General features: G+C 63.1%; 15 protein-coding genes. 3 read left to right on the top strand and 12 right to left on the bottom strand.

The window, feature by feature from the left end; translation table 11 throughout:
- Window positions 1–536 precede the first annotated feature (536 nt).
- From ABIB57_RS07775 to ABIB57_RS07760, 4 genes are all read right to left on the bottom strand, one after another.
- The gene (locus tag ABIB57_RS07775; RefSeq protein WP_299731050.1) at window positions 537–884 is read right to left on the bottom strand and encodes a hypothetical protein; all 348 of its coding nucleotides are present in this window, start codon (window positions 882–884) and stop codon (window positions 537–539) included.
- A gap of 102 nt (window positions 885–986) precedes the next feature.
- On the bottom strand, window positions 987–1,454 hold the full coding sequence (locus ABIB57_RS07770) for a hypothetical protein (protein ID WP_354039677.1): 468 nt from the start codon (window positions 1,452–1,454) through the stop codon (window positions 987–989).
- Window positions 1,451–1,783 carry a rod-binding protein gene (locus ABIB57_RS07765; protein WP_354039675.1) on the bottom strand — a complete coding sequence of 111 codons (333 nt, stop codon included), beginning with the start codon at window positions 1,781–1,783 and terminating at the stop codon, window positions 1,451–1,453. The genes ABIB57_RS07770 and ABIB57_RS07765 overlap by 4 nt, the downstream gene beginning before the upstream one ends.
- Window positions 1,783–2,904, bottom strand: coding sequence for a flagellar basal body P-ring protein FlgI (locus ABIB57_RS07760; RefSeq protein WP_502914356.1), 1,122 nt, complete (start codon window positions 2,902–2,904; stop codon window positions 1,783–1,785). Before ABIB57_RS07760 ends, ABIB57_RS07765 begins: the two co-directional genes overlap by 1 nt.
- A gap of 261 nt (window positions 2,905–3,165) precedes the next feature.
- On the opposite strand from ABIB57_RS07760, the gene ABIB57_RS07755 reads away from it, so the two are divergent.
- Together ABIB57_RS07755 and dksA are read left to right on the top strand one after the other, a co-directional pair.
- Window positions 3,166–3,588, top strand: a complete 423-nt coding sequence (locus ABIB57_RS07755; protein WP_354039673.1) for a flagellar assembly protein FliX — start codon at window positions 3,166–3,168, stop codon at window positions 3,586–3,588.
- A 199-nt stretch (window positions 3,589–3,787) separates the two neighbouring features.
- On the top strand, window positions 3,788–4,207 hold the full coding sequence (gene dksA / locus ABIB57_RS07750) for an RNA polymerase-binding protein DksA (protein WP_354039672.1): 420 nt from the start codon (window positions 3,788–3,790) through the stop codon (window positions 4,205–4,207).
- A gap of 1 nt (window position 4,208) precedes the next feature.
- On the opposite strand, the gene treZ is transcribed toward dksA, so the two are convergent.
- A complete protein-coding gene (gene treZ / locus ABIB57_RS07745) occupies window positions 4,209–6,110 on the bottom strand; it encodes a malto-oligosyltrehalose trehalohydrolase (RefSeq protein WP_354039670.1) in 1,902 nt (633 codons plus the stop codon).
- A gap of 383 nt (window positions 6,111–6,493) precedes the next feature.
- On the opposite strand from treZ, the gene ABIB57_RS07740 reads away from it, so the two are divergent.
- The gene (locus tag ABIB57_RS07740) at window positions 6,494–8,929 is read left to right on the top strand and encodes a methyl-accepting chemotaxis protein (protein ID WP_354039668.1); all 2,436 of its coding nucleotides are present in this window, start codon (window positions 6,494–6,496) and stop codon (window positions 8,927–8,929) included.
- A gap of 460 nt (window positions 8,930–9,389) precedes the next feature.
- Here the strand turns inward: ABIB57_RS07740 and ABIB57_RS07735 are convergent, their stop codons facing one another.
- The 7 genes from ABIB57_RS07735 to flgF form a co-directional block, all read right to left on the bottom strand.
- On the bottom strand, window positions 9,390–10,880 hold the full coding sequence (locus ABIB57_RS07735; RefSeq protein WP_354039666.1) for a carboxypeptidase M32: 1,491 nt from the start codon (window positions 10,878–10,880) through the stop codon (window positions 9,390–9,392).
- A gap of 39 nt (window positions 10,881–10,919) precedes the next feature.
- The gene (locus tag ABIB57_RS07730) at window positions 10,920–11,099 is read right to left on the bottom strand and encodes a hypothetical protein (protein ID WP_354039665.1); all 180 of its coding nucleotides are present in this window, start codon (window positions 11,097–11,099) and stop codon (window positions 10,920–10,922) included.
- A gap of 142 nt (window positions 11,100–11,241) precedes the next feature.
- Window positions 11,242–11,406 (bottom strand): hypothetical protein, encoded by a 165-nt coding sequence (locus ABIB57_RS07725; protein ID WP_354039664.1) that lies wholly within the window; start codon window positions 11,404–11,406, stop codon window positions 11,242–11,244.
- A gap of 218 nt (window positions 11,407–11,624) precedes the next feature.
- Window positions 11,625–12,362 (bottom strand): flagellar basal body L-ring protein FlgH, encoded by a 738-nt coding sequence (gene flgH / locus ABIB57_RS07720; RefSeq protein ID WP_354039663.1) that lies wholly within the window; start codon window positions 12,360–12,362, stop codon window positions 11,625–11,627.
- A 21-nt stretch (window positions 12,363–12,383) separates the two neighbouring features.
- Window positions 12,384–13,328 (bottom strand): flagellar basal body P-ring formation chaperone FlgA, encoded by a 945-nt coding sequence (gene flgA / locus ABIB57_RS07715; protein ID WP_354039661.1) that lies wholly within the window; start codon window positions 13,326–13,328, stop codon window positions 12,384–12,386.
- Window positions 13,329–13,342: 14 nt separating this feature from the next.
- Entirely contained in the window at window positions 13,343–14,128 is a 786-nt protein-coding gene (gene flgG, locus ABIB57_RS07710) for a flagellar basal-body rod protein FlgG (RefSeq protein ID WP_299731015.1), read from the bottom strand.
- An 11-nt stretch (window positions 14,129–14,139) separates the two neighbouring features.
- The gene (gene flgF, locus ABIB57_RS07705) at window positions 14,140–14,877 is read right to left on the bottom strand and encodes a flagellar basal-body rod protein FlgF (RefSeq protein ID WP_354039718.1); all 738 of its coding nucleotides are present in this window, start codon (window positions 14,875–14,877) and stop codon (window positions 14,140–14,142) included.
- Window positions 14,878–15,110: the final 233 nt, after the last annotated feature.

Here is a 15,110-nt window from a genome sequence, read left to right as displayed (position 1 = left end):
TTGTTGCCGGTCGAAAGGCGGTCCTGGGTCTTGGCCATCAGGGTCGCGGTGCCCTGGAGAGCCGACAGGTTTGAACGGACGGCTGCCGTCAAATTAATCATTGCCATTCTGGATAGTCCTTTTCTAGGATTCGATTAGTTACGAACGCCTCTTCCTGAGACGCCCTGATCCTTGCCCGACAGGATATAAAAATTGGTTAATTGGCCCATCGCATTAGCAACTATCTGTACGATTTCGACGACCCGGTTAATGGCGCGTGAAAGGGGCAGTTTGGCGCCGAAACGCCCGCTATCGCGGCGCTCGGCAAGGTTTGCCGCGCGGTTGAGCGATGTGGGACGGCGCCGGGATAGGGTGGCGTCCTCTGCGTCTCATCCCTGTATGGGAGAGGAGGTTCGGCGGGCGGATTCGAGCTTGGTGCCAAGTGGCAGTCGACATCCTCCCCGGGTAGGGGGATTCGGCTCTGTGGTTATGGAATCTCCGCCGACACGGGAGTGGCCCGGTGTGGCGGCTGTTCAGCGGCAATGAGAACTTCGGCGTTAAACCGCGAAGTCGCGGAGCTGAAATTCGGATTCGGGGGGAATCCAGGCGCTGCCGATGCGGGCGTAAACTTCTTCCAGAGTTTCGGGGCGCGGCGACAGCCGGCCGGCAATGACGGCTGCGGCGAACATTGCGCCGGGAGGCAGCAACGGCGCCACGGGCTCTTTATGCTCGGGTTGCGACTGCTGCTCGGGATCAGGAAAGCGACCGCCGGCATCGGAATTCTTGGGCGTCGGGAGGACGCCGTCCTGCAACAGCGAGCGCTCGCCGGTCACCTGGCGCGAACGAAAATCGGTCAGGCTATGAGTGCTGACTAAAATGGGATCGGACGCGATTCTGGCGACCATAAAACTATCCTTTGGGGCTTCAATGCCGTTCGCAGGATAGATGCATGGCCTTTACGCCAGTCTTGCCCGATCTCCAGGGTTTTTAATCAAATGGGAAGCAAATCAAAGCGAGCGATTGAGCGCTATGCCGCGAGCAGAGGAAGCCGGGTCGATGGCGATAGCGCCGCTCTTGCCGTAAATGCGGGCTTTGTCTTGCTGGCCAACCATTTCGGCGACGTCGGACAGCAGGTCTTCGGTGACCGTACGGGCCGTTGCCAATACGCGAAGATTTTCCGCCATCTGGGTGGCGAGGCGCTCGTGGCCATTGCGCAGGCGATCGATCAGCTCGGGCGCGTCGGCCTGAAGCCGGGCCGCCTGGCGCTGCACCGAGCGGGCCAGCACCACATAATCCTGGGCCAGACGCGCCTTCTCGGCGGTCAGGGCGACGGCTTGGTTGTGACGGCCGGCGCGCAGCAGGGTAGTCTCCTGGTTCATCACGTCGACCAGTGCCGTCAGTGCGATTTCCGCCTGGCTGCACAGATCGGGCGAGGGCATGGTGTCGAGAGCTTCAATGCGGGCTGCGGCGGTCATCGTGTCGATGTTCCCTCTGAGGTCATATTGTAAGGATTTTGGGCGGCTTCCTGCATCTTCACCAAATCGCCCATCATCTGGTCGGCGATGCCGAGCCCACCGTTCTGGGCCATGGAATTGGCGATCTGTTCGGATTGCATCGAGCGCCAGGTTTCTTCCCCGAAGCCGCCGCCAAACGAGGCCTGGTCGGTCTTGAGGGAGGAAAACATCTGCTTGGTCAGCGTGTTGAGGAACACGCCTTCGAGTTCTTCGGCCTGCTTGCGCAGGCGGCCCATGGCGGCTGGATCGAGATTGGATGGCTGGGTGGGCGTGGCGCCGCGCAGTTCCATTACAGCACCTCGATTTCGGCTTGCAGCGCGCCGGTTGCCTTGATCGCCTGCAGAATGGCGATCAGGTCACGCGGGGCGATGCCCAAGGCATTGAGGCCATCGACCAATTGCTGCAGCGTCACCGACTCGTTGACCACGGCCAGCGCGGTATTGGAGAGGTTGGCGTTGATGTTGGTACTCGGCTGCACCGCGGTCACGCCATTGCTGAGGGGGGCGGGCTGCACGATGGTGGGGTTTTCGGCGATGGTAACGGTCAGGTTGGACTGAGCCACGGCGACGCTGGAGACTCGCACGTCCTTGCCGATGACGATGATGCCGGAGTTCTCATCGATGACGATCTTGGCGGTCTGGTCGGTTTCGATGACCAGTTGCTCGATATCGGTCACTAGGTCGACGATATTGCCGTTGAAGCCGCGGGGCAGGGTGAGCCGCACGGTGGAGGGATCTTCGGGCGTCGCGGTTGGGGTGCCGATAAAATCGTTGATGGCAAGGGCAATGCGGCGCGAGGTGGTCAGGTCGGGATTGCGGAGGGCAAGGCGGAGCGTGGACTGGGCGCCCAGCTTGAAGTCGATTTCGCGTTCGATCACGGCGCCGGAGGAAATGCGGCCGGTGGTCGGCACGCCCGAGATGATCGTGGCGGCGTCGCCCTGGGCCTTGAAGCCATTGATGGACACCGGGCCCTGGGCGATGGCGTAGACTTCGCCATCGGCGCCGAGCAGCGGGGTGACCAATAGGGTGCCGCCCTGCAGGCTCTTGCTGTCGCCGAGGGAGGCGACCGACACATCCATGCGCGAACCCTGAGTGGAGAAGGGCGGCAGGTTGGCGGTGACCATCACAGCCGCGACGTTCGCCGTGCGCACGTTCTGGCCGGCGGTGTTGACGCCCAGCCGCTCCAGCATGGATTGCAGCGATTGCTTGGTGAAGGGCGAATTGTTGAGGCTGTCGCCGGTGCCGTCGAGGCCGACCACGAGGCCGTAGCCGACGAGCTGGTTTTCGCGGATGCCTTCGACATCGACGATGTCCTTGATCCGCGCCGCGGCGGCCTGGGCGGGCACCATGGGCGCGATCAGGGTCGCTGCCGCGATCCAGCCCGCAAGTACAATCCGTAACAGCTTTGCCATAGTCTCGGGTCCCCGATGGGGCAGCACCATCCCCATGGCGCCGCTTCACCCTCCCATTAGCGAAAACCGTGCCAAAGTAGATACACCGGGGTTAACGGGCTGATAACTATGGGTTTTTGTTGGGTTTGAACTGTCATCTAGCGATACGATGGCTCAGGCGAGGGGTGGGGTGAGCAATTCTTGCCGGGCCCGTTAACGTCTTGTTAAGAGATTGCGGCAGATTTTGCCGGATATAGACACCAATTCATTTGAGTCCCTTCCTTGCGCATCGACACTGTCCAGCGAAACAACGGCGTCAACGGACGCGGCCCAGCGGGTCGCGATCAGGGCGGCGCTGTCTTCAATCCGACGGGCGCAGAGGCGCCGACCCGGGCCGCCACCACCGCGCCGGCGGCCGCGCCTGCGTCGCTGGATTACCTGCTGGCGCTGCAGGGCGTCGAAGACCCGCTGCATGGACGCAAGAAAAAGGTCATCATGCTTGCCCGCACGCTGCTCGATGAGCTGGAAGAGGTGAAAGCCGATCTGCTGGCCGGACAGGTCGGCCCCGAACGGCTCAACAATCTCATGGCCATGGTGGCCCAGGCGCGCGAACGGTCCGAGCCGGGCCTCGATGGTCTGCTCGACGATATCGACCTGCGGGTGCGGGTTGAGCTGGCCAAGCTCGGGCTGTTTCCAGCCTTTTGAGCAGCCATCTGACTCGCGGGAACGAGTTTCCAAACGGTCTTTGAGAGACAGCGTCGTTACAATGTCATCGATTGGGCGCTATGCGCCTGATGCGAAAGGGGTCTCACAAGTTAATCACAGCGCCGTTGGCCGCTTGCCGGTCCTCGCCTGCTGGACTATAGAGGCCCACCTATGGGGTGCATTGGAGTTGAGTCTGCTGATGTCTTCGGTTGTTGACGTAGTTGAATACCGGCCCAGTGACGACGAGCCGTTCATGAACCCGCGGCAGCGGGAATATTTCCGGGCCCGGCTGAATGGCTGGAAGGAAGATATCCTTCGCGAAAGCCGCGGTACCCTCGAAAACCTGCAGGAAGAAAGCCAGAACCATCCCGACATGGCCGACCGCGCTTCGTCGGAAAGCGATCGTTCGCTGGAACTGCGCACCCGGGATCGTCAGCGCAAGCTGATTTCCAAGATCGATGCCGCGATCAAGCGGCTCGACGACGGCACCTACGGCTATTGCGAAGATACCGGCGAGCCGATCGGCATTGCCCGGCTCGACGCCCGCCCGATCGCCACGCTCAGCCTGGAAGCCCAGGAAATGCACGAGCGCCGCGAGAAGGTCTATCGGGACGAATAGGTCACTGCACCGATCGCCTGATCGAACTTATGAGGCTCGCAGCAATGCGGGCCTTCATATCGATGGCGCCGAACAATAGCGCGCTGCGGCCGGGCAAAATCCAGAACTTGCTCATGTCCGAAGCGTAGCGCCCGGACCCGCCATAGTCGGGATGCTCGCTCGACCAGATCGCCTCCCAGTGCCGTCCCGCCGGCGGGGCCACGAGGGGGTCGGGAATGATGTTCATGTGCCGGTCGTGGCCGAGATTGATGAACAGCAGGCGGTCATCGCCATCTTCCGCCAGATAGCGCAGGAAAAAAGCCTCATCTCCCAGGACGGCGCCGTCGATGCGCGCGCCCTTACCCTGCTGGGTGAAGGCGGTCTCGCTGCGGCGCAGGCGGAGCAGGTCGCGGTGCAGGGCGACGATTTCGCCGTGCTGGTCGTATTCGGTCCAATCGAGCTTGCTGGCGGCAAAGGTTGCCGGGTCCGCCGGATCGGCGAGCCGTTCATCCATGGCCGGGTCTGAAACGCCGGCGAACTGGCGCAGGTTTTGCGCACGACCCTTGGCGATGGCGGCGGCGGTTTCTCCGGTGAAGCCGGCAAAATAGAGGAAGCGGGTCGAGGCGCCGAATTCCTGGCCGTGGAACAGGCAGGGGGTTTGAGGGGCGAGCAGGAACAGCGCGGTGATTGCCCGCACGGCGCCGGGCGAGCCGAGGCGATCCATACGCAGGCCGCGCGCCGAATTGGCGACTTGATCGTGGTTCTCGAGGAAATGCACGAAATTGGTGGGCTTGAGGTTCAGCGACGGCGTGCCATAGGGCGCCTCGCGCATGTCGGAGCGCTGGCCCTGGTAGAGGAAGCCGTATTTGGCGGCGGCGAGCAGTTCGCTCGGGGTGCCGTGGTAATCGCGATAGTAGAAGTCGTTGTGGCCCGTCAGGGCGACGCGGGCGGCATGATGGAAGTCGTCATTGCCGATAGCGTCGATGCCGTAGCCGCCGGCCTTGGGGCGGTCGACGAGGCGGCGGTTCTGCGGCTGGTTTTCGGCGACGATGAAAAGCTGTCGATCGGGCGCCGCGGCGCGGGCGGCAGCGGCGATTTCGGCGATGATGTGGGTGTCGCTGTCATCGAACAGCGCCTGGGTGGCGTCCAGCCGCAGGCCGTCGAAGTGGAATTCGCGGACCCAATAGACCGCGTTCTGCACCATGAATTCGCGCACGCCGGCCGCGCCTTCGCCATCGAAGTTGAAGATGGCGCCCCATTCGCCCTTATGCGTAGCGCTGAAATAGTGGGGGCTGAAGTCCTTGAAGCGATCGCCGAGGCCTGCATGGTTGTAGACCACGTCGAGAATGACGCCGATCCCCAGCGCGTGGGCGCGGTCGATGAAATGGCGCAGATCGTCCGGCTGGCCGTAGAGGTGGCTGGGGGCGTAGGGCAGGACGGTGTCGTAGCCCCAGCCGAAAGTGCCATTGAATTCGCCGATCGGCATGACCTGCAAGACGGTTATGCCGAGATCGCGCAGGGTCTGCAACCGTTCGATCGCGGCGGCCCAGGTGCCTTCGGGGGTGAAGGTGCCGATATGGACCTCGTAGAGCACCTGCCCGTCGGGCGGAACGCCGCGCCAGTGGGCGTCGCTCCAGGCGAAGGTGTTGTCTGTGACGACGGATGGCCCGTCGGGACCCTCAGGTTGCCAGCGTGAGGCGGGATCGGGCAGGACCTCGCCGCCGTCGATCTGGAAGTGATAACGCGTGTCTAGCCCGATATCAGGCACGAAGACGCTGAAATAGCCGTCCTCAGTCGACTGCATCGGGAGCGGCACATGACCTTCGAGGACGAGCGATACCGCCCGGTGGCCCAAAGCCCAAACACGGAAATGCGTGCCATCAGGCGTGGCCTCGGCACCAATTGGGTAACGGCGTGCGGTCATGAGGCTCTACCGGAAACGCGGGCAGGCGAGCGGGCGTGATTGAATTTGTACACGGGTGCTTATGGATGGAATGGCAACGGTTGGAAACGGGCGCTCGTGACAAACGTTCCAGCACGGTGTTCGGTTTGGTCTGCCGGGGCAGTGGGCGTCCGGCCTGGGCGCTTATCATGGGCCATCCGGGGCCAGATTCCCGATAAGTTATCCTTTAGCTGTAGGGATTTACGCCTAGGGGGCGGCACTGCGACAATTTAGCCAGGCGATGCCATAGATATCTTCGCGGGGGCAGGTGGGAAATTGACCTCTCGTTAACGACGAATCCGCAGATTCCCATAGACGCGCATGAGGCGCCGAACGGGCAGCAGAACGCTGCGGGGCAGAGTCGAATGTCAAAAACGTCTAATTTCCGGCTGCCAGCGCTGAAGATGCGCGGCAAGCTGATCCTCGCCGCTGCGGCGGTCTTCACAATCGCTATTTCCGGCAGCCTGTTCTACGTCGTCAGCACCATTCGCGCCGCCGATCTCGTGGACGCGGACCGAGTCGTGCTTGGCATTGCCGAAAACAAGGCGGCCGCCATCAATGTCGAACTGGGCCGCTACGTTTCGGCGAGTACGGCGAATGCGGAGACGGCCACAGCCCTGCTCTCGGCGCAGACCATGATGCCGGACGTCTACGGCGCCATCGTGCTGCAGCAGTTGGAGAGCCTGCCCAAGGCGAGCAGCGTCTCGATCGTGCTGACGCCCGATGCCGGGGTTGCCGCCAATCAGTTCTACGCGACCTCACAGTTCATGACGGCAGATGGCCATTTTGCCGCCTTCGCCCAGCGCGACGCCAATGGCAAAGCCAGTCTCATTCCCTTCCCGACATCGACTGCCGGCTTCACCTGGATGGATGCGCCGATGGCGGCCGATGGCCCAACAATCCAGGGCCCGATCAACTATGACGGGGTGCTCTATACCTCGTTCTACAACACCATCCACGACGCCAGCGGCAAGGTGGTGGGGGTTTCGGGCATCGACTTCGACTCCCGGCAAATCCAGACCGTGGTCGGCGCCGAGGCGCCAATGGGCAGCGGCCTCATCGGCGCACTCGACGAGAACCAGGTCTGGCTGCTCAACGCCGACGAAAAGGTGCTGGGCACCAAGGCGGAGGACGCCTGGGTGGTCAATGCGGTCAATGGGCTCAAAGACCATGACATGTTTCAATATGTCGATAACTTCGGCGGCGGCGCCTGGCGCGTGACGGTCAAGGATTTCGACGTGATCAACACGACCGAAAAATGGCTGGTCATTGCCGCGGTGCCGGAGGCGACCCTGCTCGCCGCTGCCGACCAGCAGCGCAATATCATGATCGGCGGCGGCATCGGCGTGCTGCTCGCGGCGATTGCGGTGTTCTGGCTGGTGGGTAATTCCATTGCCAAGCCGGTGATGCGCATGACGGCGACGATGCGCCGGATTGCGAATAGCGAGTTCGAAGTTGAAGTGCCCTATGCGGACCGCAACGACGAGATCGGGCAGATGTCGAACGCCGTCGAGGTGTTCCGCCAGAATGGCCAGCGCGTTGCGCAGATGACCGAGGCGGAAGCCGCGCGGATCATCGCCGACCAGGCCAATCGCGCCGCCATGATGAGCGAGTTGCAGAGCGCCTTCGGGCTGGTGGTCGATGCCGCCATCGCTGGCGACTTCAGCCGCCGGGTCGAGGTGGAATTTCCCGATCCGGAACTCAATGGCCTGGCGTCGAGCGTCAATGGCCTGGTGGAAACCGTCGAGCACGGGCTTTCCGAGACCGGCGACGTGCTGGCTGCGCTGGCCAATACCGACCTGACCAAGCGCATGGAGGGCGAATATTCGGGTGCCTTCGCCAAGCTCAAGGCCGACACCAATGCGGTGGCGGACAAGCTGACCGAGATCGTCGGGCAGTTGCGCGAGACGTCGGGTGCGCTCAAGACCGCCACCAGCGAAATCCTGTCCGGCGCCAATGACCTGAGCGAACGCACCACCAAACAGGCGGCGACGATCGAAGAAACCTCGGCGGCAATGGAGCAGTTGGCGGTCACTGTGGTGCAGAACGCCGAGCGGGCCAATAATGCCAGCGTGGCGGCCGGTACGCTGACGCGGACGGCGGAAGAGGGCGGGCAGGTGATGAGCCAGGCCAACCTCGCCATGGACCGCATCACGGCGTCATCGTCCAAGATTTCCAATATCATCGGGCTGATCGACGATATCGCGTTCCAGACTAACCTCTTGGCGCTGAACGCGTCGGTGGAAGCGGCGCGGGCCGGCGAGGCGGGTAAGGGCTTTGCGGTGGTTGCGGTGGAAGTGCGGCGGCTGGCGCAATCGGCGGCGCAGGCGTCGAGCGAGGTCAAGCTGTTGATCGAGCAGAGCGCCAGCGAAGTCAATGGCGGCAGCAAGCTGGTGGCGGAAGCCGCGGGTAAGCTGCAGGCCATGCTGGTCGCGGCGCGCCAGAGCCATGAGCTGATGGACGGGATTGCCCGCGAAAGCCGCGAGCAAGCTTCGGCGATCGAGGAAGTCACCGTGGCGGTTCGCACCATGGACGAGATGACCCAGCACAATGCCGCCCTGGTGGAAGAGACCAATGCGGCGATCGAGCAGACGGAAGCGCAAGCCAGCGAGCTCGACCGCGTGGTTGGCATCTTCACGCTGGACGAGCATCGTGTTGCCGCGCCGTCGCGTGCCCCGGCACGGGAGCCGGCGCCGCGGAGCATGGGCATCAAGGCGTTGCAGAAGAAGGTGGTTTCCGCCGCGCGCACTTATATGACGCACGGCAATGCGGCCGTGGACAAAGACTGGAACGAGTTCTAGGCGCATCCGCCATCGGATGACACAACAGGCCGCCTTTCGGGGCGGCCTGTTGGTTTTTGTGGGTGTGCTGCACCAACTCATTCCTCATCACCGATTTTCCGGCGGGCCATTGGCCGCTGTGCAGGGCTGATGGAGGCCCGCGGGTCAAGCCCGCGGGAAGGTCGGAGGGGTGGAGGGGTGGTGCCCTCAAGGCCATATAGTGGCGAGGAAGGCCGGTGCCGCTTCAAACCTTTGGAACGGGCTGTTGGCTTTTTGGGTGGTGCTCCGCCAACTCATTCCCAGTTACCTCCTGATTTCCCCCACTACCGATCTTCCCGCGGGCTTGACCCGCGGGCCATTGGCCGCTCGTGCAATGCTGATGGAGGCCCGCGGGTCAAGCCCGCGGGAAGGGTCGGTGGGGAGGAGGGGTGGTGCCCTCAAGCGCTGCCGCGGGTGGAAGCGGGTGCCGTACGCCAAGCTATCAGCCGAGATAGCGCTGCTTGAGGTGGGATTTGAACACATCCGCGTTGAGGGGTTCGCCGGTGGCGCGAGTGATCAGGTCCGGGGTGGAATAGCGCGAGGCCTGGGTCCAGATGTTGTCGCTGCGCCACTGATTGACGCCGGTGAAGTCGCCCTTGGCGATGTCGGAGCGCACATTGGGGCTGGTCTTTTCCAGCGCGGCCCATTGCTGGGCGGCGATCATGGCGCCCAGCGTGTAGCTAGGGAAATAGCCGAAGGCGCCGCCGGGCCAGTGGACGTCCTGCATCGGGCCGTCCTTGGGATCGGCGAGGGTCGAGAGGCCGAGATATTCGGTCATCTTGGCGTCCCACGCTTCGGGGATTTGGCTGGCCTCGAGTTTGCCATTGACCAGGTCCTGCTCCAGCTCGTAGCGCAGGATGACGTGGAGCGGGTAGGTGACCTCGTCGGCATCGACGCGGATATAGCCGCGCTCGACGAAGTTCACCTCGGCCAGCACATCCTCGATAGCCCAACCGGGGATGGCGTCGGGGCCAAGATGCAGATGCACCAGTGGCAGGGCAAATTCCCAGAATTCGGGGGAGCGGGCGAGCTGCATCTCGACGAACAGCGACTGGCTTTCGTGAATACCCATGCCGCGCGCCTTGCCGAGTGGCCAGTGCGACCAGGCCTTGGGCAGGCCCTGTTCGTAGAGCGCGTGGCCGGTTTCGTGCAGCACGCCCATCAGGGAGGAGAGGAATTCGTCGGTGCGGTAGCGCGTGGTCATGCGCACATCGGTGGGGACGCCGCCACAGAACGGGTGGTGCGAGACGGCGAGCGAGCCGTGGGTGAAGTCGAAACCGACGGCGCGCATGGCGGCGAGGCCGAGTTCGCGCTGCTTTTCGATGGGATAGGGGCCGTTGAGGGATTTGCGGGGGCGCTTGGCGAGGCGTTCGGCCTGGGCATCGAGCGCCTCCGGGACGAAGCCCTTGAGGAATGTCTTGAGGTCGGAAAAGACGCCATCGAGTTCGGCAGTGCGGTTGCCGGGATCGTATTGTTCCATCAGCGCGTCATAGGGCGCGAGCTTGAGGGCGTCGGCGCGCAACTGGGCTTCTTCGCGGACGAGCGCGACGACACCTTCGAGCGCGGGCAGGAAGCTGTCCCAGTCATTCTTGGCGCGGAGGTCGCGCCAGAGTTGTTCGGAGCGCATGGTGGCGGCGGTGCGGCGTTCGACGAACTCGGTGGGCAGGCAGGTGGCGTTGATGTAGCTGCGCTTGAATTCGGCCAGGGCCAGGCGCTGGTCCTCGGATTCCGGCTGGGCGGCCTCGATCCAATCGGCGATTTGCGGGGCGGTGGCCTGCGCGTGATACATGCCGGCCAGATTCGACATTGCTTCCGCGCGCTTCTCGCCGCCGCCGACAGCCATGTGGGTGGCTTCGTCGGCACCGAGAATGGAGAGGGCATGTTCGAGCGCTTCGAGCTTGCGGCCGAGATCGTCGAGTTTGGCAAAGGACATGAGAGGCTCCGGATATCAGTGCCGGAGATGTTCCACAGCCTAGCGCCAGATGAAAGGCCAGTGCAGGGGTTTTTCGTGCGTCATTGCCATGAGCGTCACGCCAACACCGGCGCCGATGGCGACGCCAAGCCCCATGCCCAACATCAAGTTGCCGGTGGCGAGGCCAATGATGAGGCCGAGACATAATCCAAATGAAATGCCGAGCGGAAGAAAAGCCATAGCGCGTCCTCCTGAGCCCGAAAGAACGCGAAGTTACAGTTTGAAGTTCCACTGGTAAATATTGCTATGGATAATGTTTCGTTAATTGGACGCTTGGTGGCATTTAATGGATCAAGCAATTCTGGCCAATATGATGGAGGATTTATTTTGGCCGGCTGCTGCCGCTTATCGCCTGCCACGCGCCGCCTATAACGATGCCGAGAGCAATGCCGACGCCGATTCCCATCGCGATATTGCCCATCAGCGAGCCAATCGCGACGCCGAGGACGAGCCCGAGGATGATGCCGGAGGTCAGGGACTTGGTCATTCTGGTTCTCCTTGTCTGTGAGTGTCACACATGGGGACGCCGCCCAGTCTGCAAAAGAGCCATGGCTAAAATGGGGAAGAGGCGCAGCCGGGGGACTGCGCCTCTCTGGTGGCCGCCTCTGTTCTGGAGACAAGCCTTGTGGCAATTCCTTCTGGACCTTGCCGAGGAGCCCAGCCGCACCAATGGGGGATTGTGCGGCCGGGAAGGGGAGTTCTGCCTTAGAAGGGCAGGATGGCGTCCATCACCTGCTGGCCGTAGCGCGGCTGCTGCACGTCGGTGATCTGGCCGCGGCCGCCGTAGGCGATTCGGGCTTCGGCGATCTTGGACGACGGGATGGTGTTGTTGGCCTGGATATCGGAGGGGCGGACGATGCCGGCGACGATCAGGTCGCGCACTTCGAAGTTGACGCGCACTTCCTGGCGGCCCTCGATCACGAGATTACCGTTGGGCAGGACCTGGGTGATGACGGCGGCGACCGAAGTCTGCAGGCTTTCCGAGCGGTTGACGGAGCCGTTGCCGGTATCCTTCATGCCCGAGGTGATATCGATGGCACCCGCAGGATCGACTGCGCCGGCGCTGAGATTCGTGACGGCCGAGCCGAGGATGCCGCCGAGACCCGCCGAATTGGACGAACTGCGGGCGCGCTGGGTGGCGTTGTCGATCTGCGCGTTATCGTTGATGGTGACCATCACCGTCAGGATGTCGCCGACGCGGTGGGCGCGCTCGTCCTTGAAGAAGCCCTTGGCCGACATGCGGTAGAGCGAATTGGGCTGGTATGTATCTTCGATTGCCTCGGGCATCGGCATGCGGACCGGCACGTAGCCCGCCACCGTAGTGGGGTCCTCGATGGCGGTGAGGCGCGGGGCATTGCCGACATCGGCGAGGCGGTCGATGGTGTTACAGCCGGCCAGCGCCGCGGTCAGGGCCAGGATTGCGGTGATCTTGAAAAGTGTCATTGGAATTCTCCTGAAAGCTGGTCAGAGGCCGGCGAGAGCGAGCGGATCCTTGCTCACTTCGACGGCGCCGGCGGCGAGCGCCTTGGCGGTGATGACGCGCTTGGACATAAGATTGAGCACCTGGACCGGTGCCCCGGCGACGGCGTTGGTGATGGCCTGGCCCTTGACCGTCAGTGTCATCGGACCCTCACGGAAATAGATGGTAACGAGGTCGTTGCGAGCGATCATCGTGGGGGTCGAGACATCGGTTGGCTTGAGCAGCATGCCCTCGCGGCTCTGGCGATTGAGCTGCATGCCGATCAGTTGTGCCGCGTCGGCAAAGCCGCTGTTATCGCCGTTGCGCAGCGAGACCGGGCGCATCTCGATATCGGTGGCCGAGATGACGGTGCCAGCCGCCAGGTTTGCCGCCAGATGGGGGGCTTCGACGGTGAGGTCGAGCGTGCCGGAAACATCGAGCGGCTTGGCCATGCCGGCGACGGCGAAGCGGGCGCTGAACACGCCGTTGCCGGGCAGGTAGCGCAGGCTGAGCAGGGTGGCGGGTGCGTCGGTGGCTTCGGCATTGATCGGGGTGACGGGCGTGGCGAACATGGCCTGGGCATGGACAGAGGCGCCAATGGTCCCGCGGGTCACGAGATCACGGGTGATCAGGTCGGTCAGGACCGCCTCATCGACCACGCTGGCGCGGCGGATGACGTTGACGCTCTGCAGGCCATTGGCCTCGAAGGCGGCAATGCCGATACGGGCGGCAGCGGCGGTGATGGCGGCGACGGGGACCGAACCGCTGGTGCCGGGATTGGGTGCGCGGAACAGCGGGAGCTCGGCCTGGAGCCCCGCATCGTCGAACATGTCGCCGACGGTGACCACGGCGCCGATGACGACGACTTCGGCCTTGAGCTGTGGGGCGGCAAGAGCACTGCCGGCAAGCAGGGCGGTGGCGAATGCGGCAATGAGGGAGCGCTTGATCATTTACGGAGCTCCTATCAACGCAATTGCGTGGTCGACTGCATCATCTCATCGGCACCGCTGATCACACGAGCATTCATCTCGTAGGCGCGCTGGGCGGCGATCAGATCGGCGATTTCGGTGACGGAGTTGACGTTGGACATTTCGAGGTAGCCTTCAAGCAGGTCGCCAACGCCATCGGCATTGGGCGTGCCGATCTGCGGGGCGCCGCTGGCGGCGGTTTCGCCGAACAGGTTATCGCCGAGGGATTCAAGGCCGGCCTTGTTGACGAAGCGGGCGAGCTGGAGCTGGCCCATCTGGGTCGGCACCGAGTCATTGGCCAGCACGGCTTCGACCATGCCGTCGGGCGAGATGCTGACCGACTTGGCGGTGCCGGGGATGGTGATGCCGGGCTGCAGCTCATAGCCGCTGGAATTGACGATGGTGCCCTGGTCGCTGCGGTCGAACGAGCCGTCGCGGGTATAGGCAGTGCGGCCATCGGGCATGTTGATCATGAAGAAGCCTTCGCCGCGGATGGCGACGTCGAGTTCTTTTTCGGTGGGCTCGACGCTGCCCTGGCTCATGATGCGCGGGGTAGCGACGGTGCGGACGCCCGAACCGATTTCGACACCGGCCGGCAGGTTGGTGCCCTGGTCCGAAGTCTGCGAGCCGGCGCGGGTGATCTGCTGGTAGAGCAGGTCCTGGAACTCGGCGCGCTGGCGCTTGAAGCCAGTGGTGCGCATGTTGGCGATATTGTTGGAGATGACTTCGACGTTGCGCTCCTGAGCGCTCATGCCGGTCGATGCGATATAAAGGGCTTTCATGGCATGATCCTTTAAGCGTTAGGGTCGCCGAGGCGCTGAATGGCACTGCGGCGCATATCGTCCTGGCGTTGCGACAGGGCGGCGGCGGACTCATAGGCGCGCTGCACCTTGATCATTTCGGCCATGCTGGAGACGCCCGAGACGTTGGATTTTTCAATAAAGCCCTGCATGACGCGGCTATCGTTCGGCGCGATCGGAGCGCCACCGGAGAACAGGTTGCCGCCCTCGTGCTTGATGGCCTGCGGATTGGCGAATTCGACGATGCGCAGCCGGCCCTTGGCGCCGGCGCTGCTGCTGACGGCGCCGTCTTCCGAAATATTGACGTCGGTTTCTTCGGGGCCGAACTGGATCGGGCCGCCGTCGCCGAGCACCGGATTGCCGCTCAGGTCGACCAGCGTGCCGCCGGCGTTGATCTGGAAGGCACCGGCCTTGGTCCAGCGATCGCCGCCGGCGGTCTGCACGGCAAAGAAGCCGGCACCGTTGATGGCGACGTCGAGGGGGTTGCCGGTCTGCACCATGTCGCCGGCGGACAGGTCGTGCATGGTCGCCCAATCCTGCACATAGGAGAGCGGCTGGTCCTTGCCCATGAAGTCCTGGTCGCGGGCCACGGGACCCACATATTCCTCGAACAGCGATTCTTCAGCCTTGAAGCCGGTGGTGTTGATGTTGGCCATATTGTTGGCCACCACGTCCATCTGGCGCGCCAAGGCTATCTGGCGAGATAGTCCAATCAGTTGCGCATTCTTAATCATCGTTCAGTCCCCGAATATCCCCGAGCCGTCCCGCTTCCCCAAGCTGGCAGGCTCGCCGTTAACCTTGCAGAAACCATGCCAGATCGGAAAGATGAATGAATTCAACGATCTGGTGCGACAGGGATCTGGATTTTGGCAGGAATTGCCGTGACGGGGCGGCAAATGCTGCCCGGCAATTTTTGCCGCCTGACCGGGATTTGTAACTATTCGTTAACCATCGATCGCTTAGC

The sequence above is a fragment of the Devosia sp. UYZn731 genome (assembly GCF_040546795.1).
Lineage (GTDB): Bacteria > Pseudomonadota > Alphaproteobacteria > Rhizobiales > Devosiaceae > Devosia.
The sequence above is the reverse complement of the archived record's forward strand: the minus strand, read 5'-3'. Positions and strand labels throughout refer to the sequence as shown.

Bases quoted from the DNA above. Each gene is read 5' to 3' on its own strand.
- ABIB57_RS07775 (WP_299731050.1), bottom strand. From the start codon at position 884: ATGGTCGCCAGAATCGCGTCCGATCCCATTTTAGTCAGCACTCATAGC.
- ABIB57_RS07770 (WP_354039677.1), bottom strand. From the start codon at position 1,454: ATGACCGCCGCAGCCCGCATTGAAGCTCTCGACACCATGCCCTCGCCC.
- ABIB57_RS07765 (WP_354039675.1), bottom strand. From the start codon at position 1,783: ATGGAACTGCGCGGCGCCACGCCCACCCAGCCATCCAATCTCGATCCA.
- ABIB57_RS07760 (WP_502914356.1), bottom strand. From the start codon at position 2,904: ATGGCAAAGCTGTTACGGATTGTACTTGCGGGCTGGATCGCGGCAGCG.
- dksA (WP_354039672.1), top strand. From the start codon at position 3,788: ATGTCTTCGGTTGTTGACGTAGTTGAATACCGGCCCAGTGACGACGAG.
- treZ (WP_354039670.1), bottom strand. From the start codon at position 6,110: ATGACCGCACGCCGTTACCCAATTGGTGCCGAGGCCACGCCTGATGGC.
- ABIB57_RS07740 (WP_354039668.1), top strand. From the start codon at position 6,494: ATGTCAAAAACGTCTAATTTCCGGCTGCCAGCGCTGAAGATGCGCGGC.
- ABIB57_RS07735 (WP_354039666.1), bottom strand. From the start codon at position 10,880: ATGTCCTTTGCCAAACTCGACGATCTCGGCCGCAAGCTCGAAGCGCTC.
- ABIB57_RS07730 (WP_354039665.1), bottom strand. From the start codon at position 11,099: ATGGCTTTTCTTCCGCTCGGCATTTCATTTGGATTATGTCTCGGCCTC.
- ABIB57_RS07725 (WP_354039664.1), bottom strand. From the start codon at position 11,406: ATGACCAAGTCCCTGACCTCCGGCATCATCCTCGGGCTCGTCCTCGGC.
- flgH (WP_354039663.1), bottom strand. From the start codon at position 12,362: ATGACACTTTTCAAGATCACCGCAATCCTGGCCCTGACCGCGGCGCTG.
- flgA (WP_354039661.1), bottom strand. From the start codon at position 13,328: ATGATCAAGCGCTCCCTCATTGCCGCATTCGCCACCGCCCTGCTTGCC.
- flgG (WP_299731015.1), bottom strand. From the start codon at position 14,128: ATGAAAGCCCTTTATATCGCATCGACCGGCATGAGCGCTCAGGAGCGC.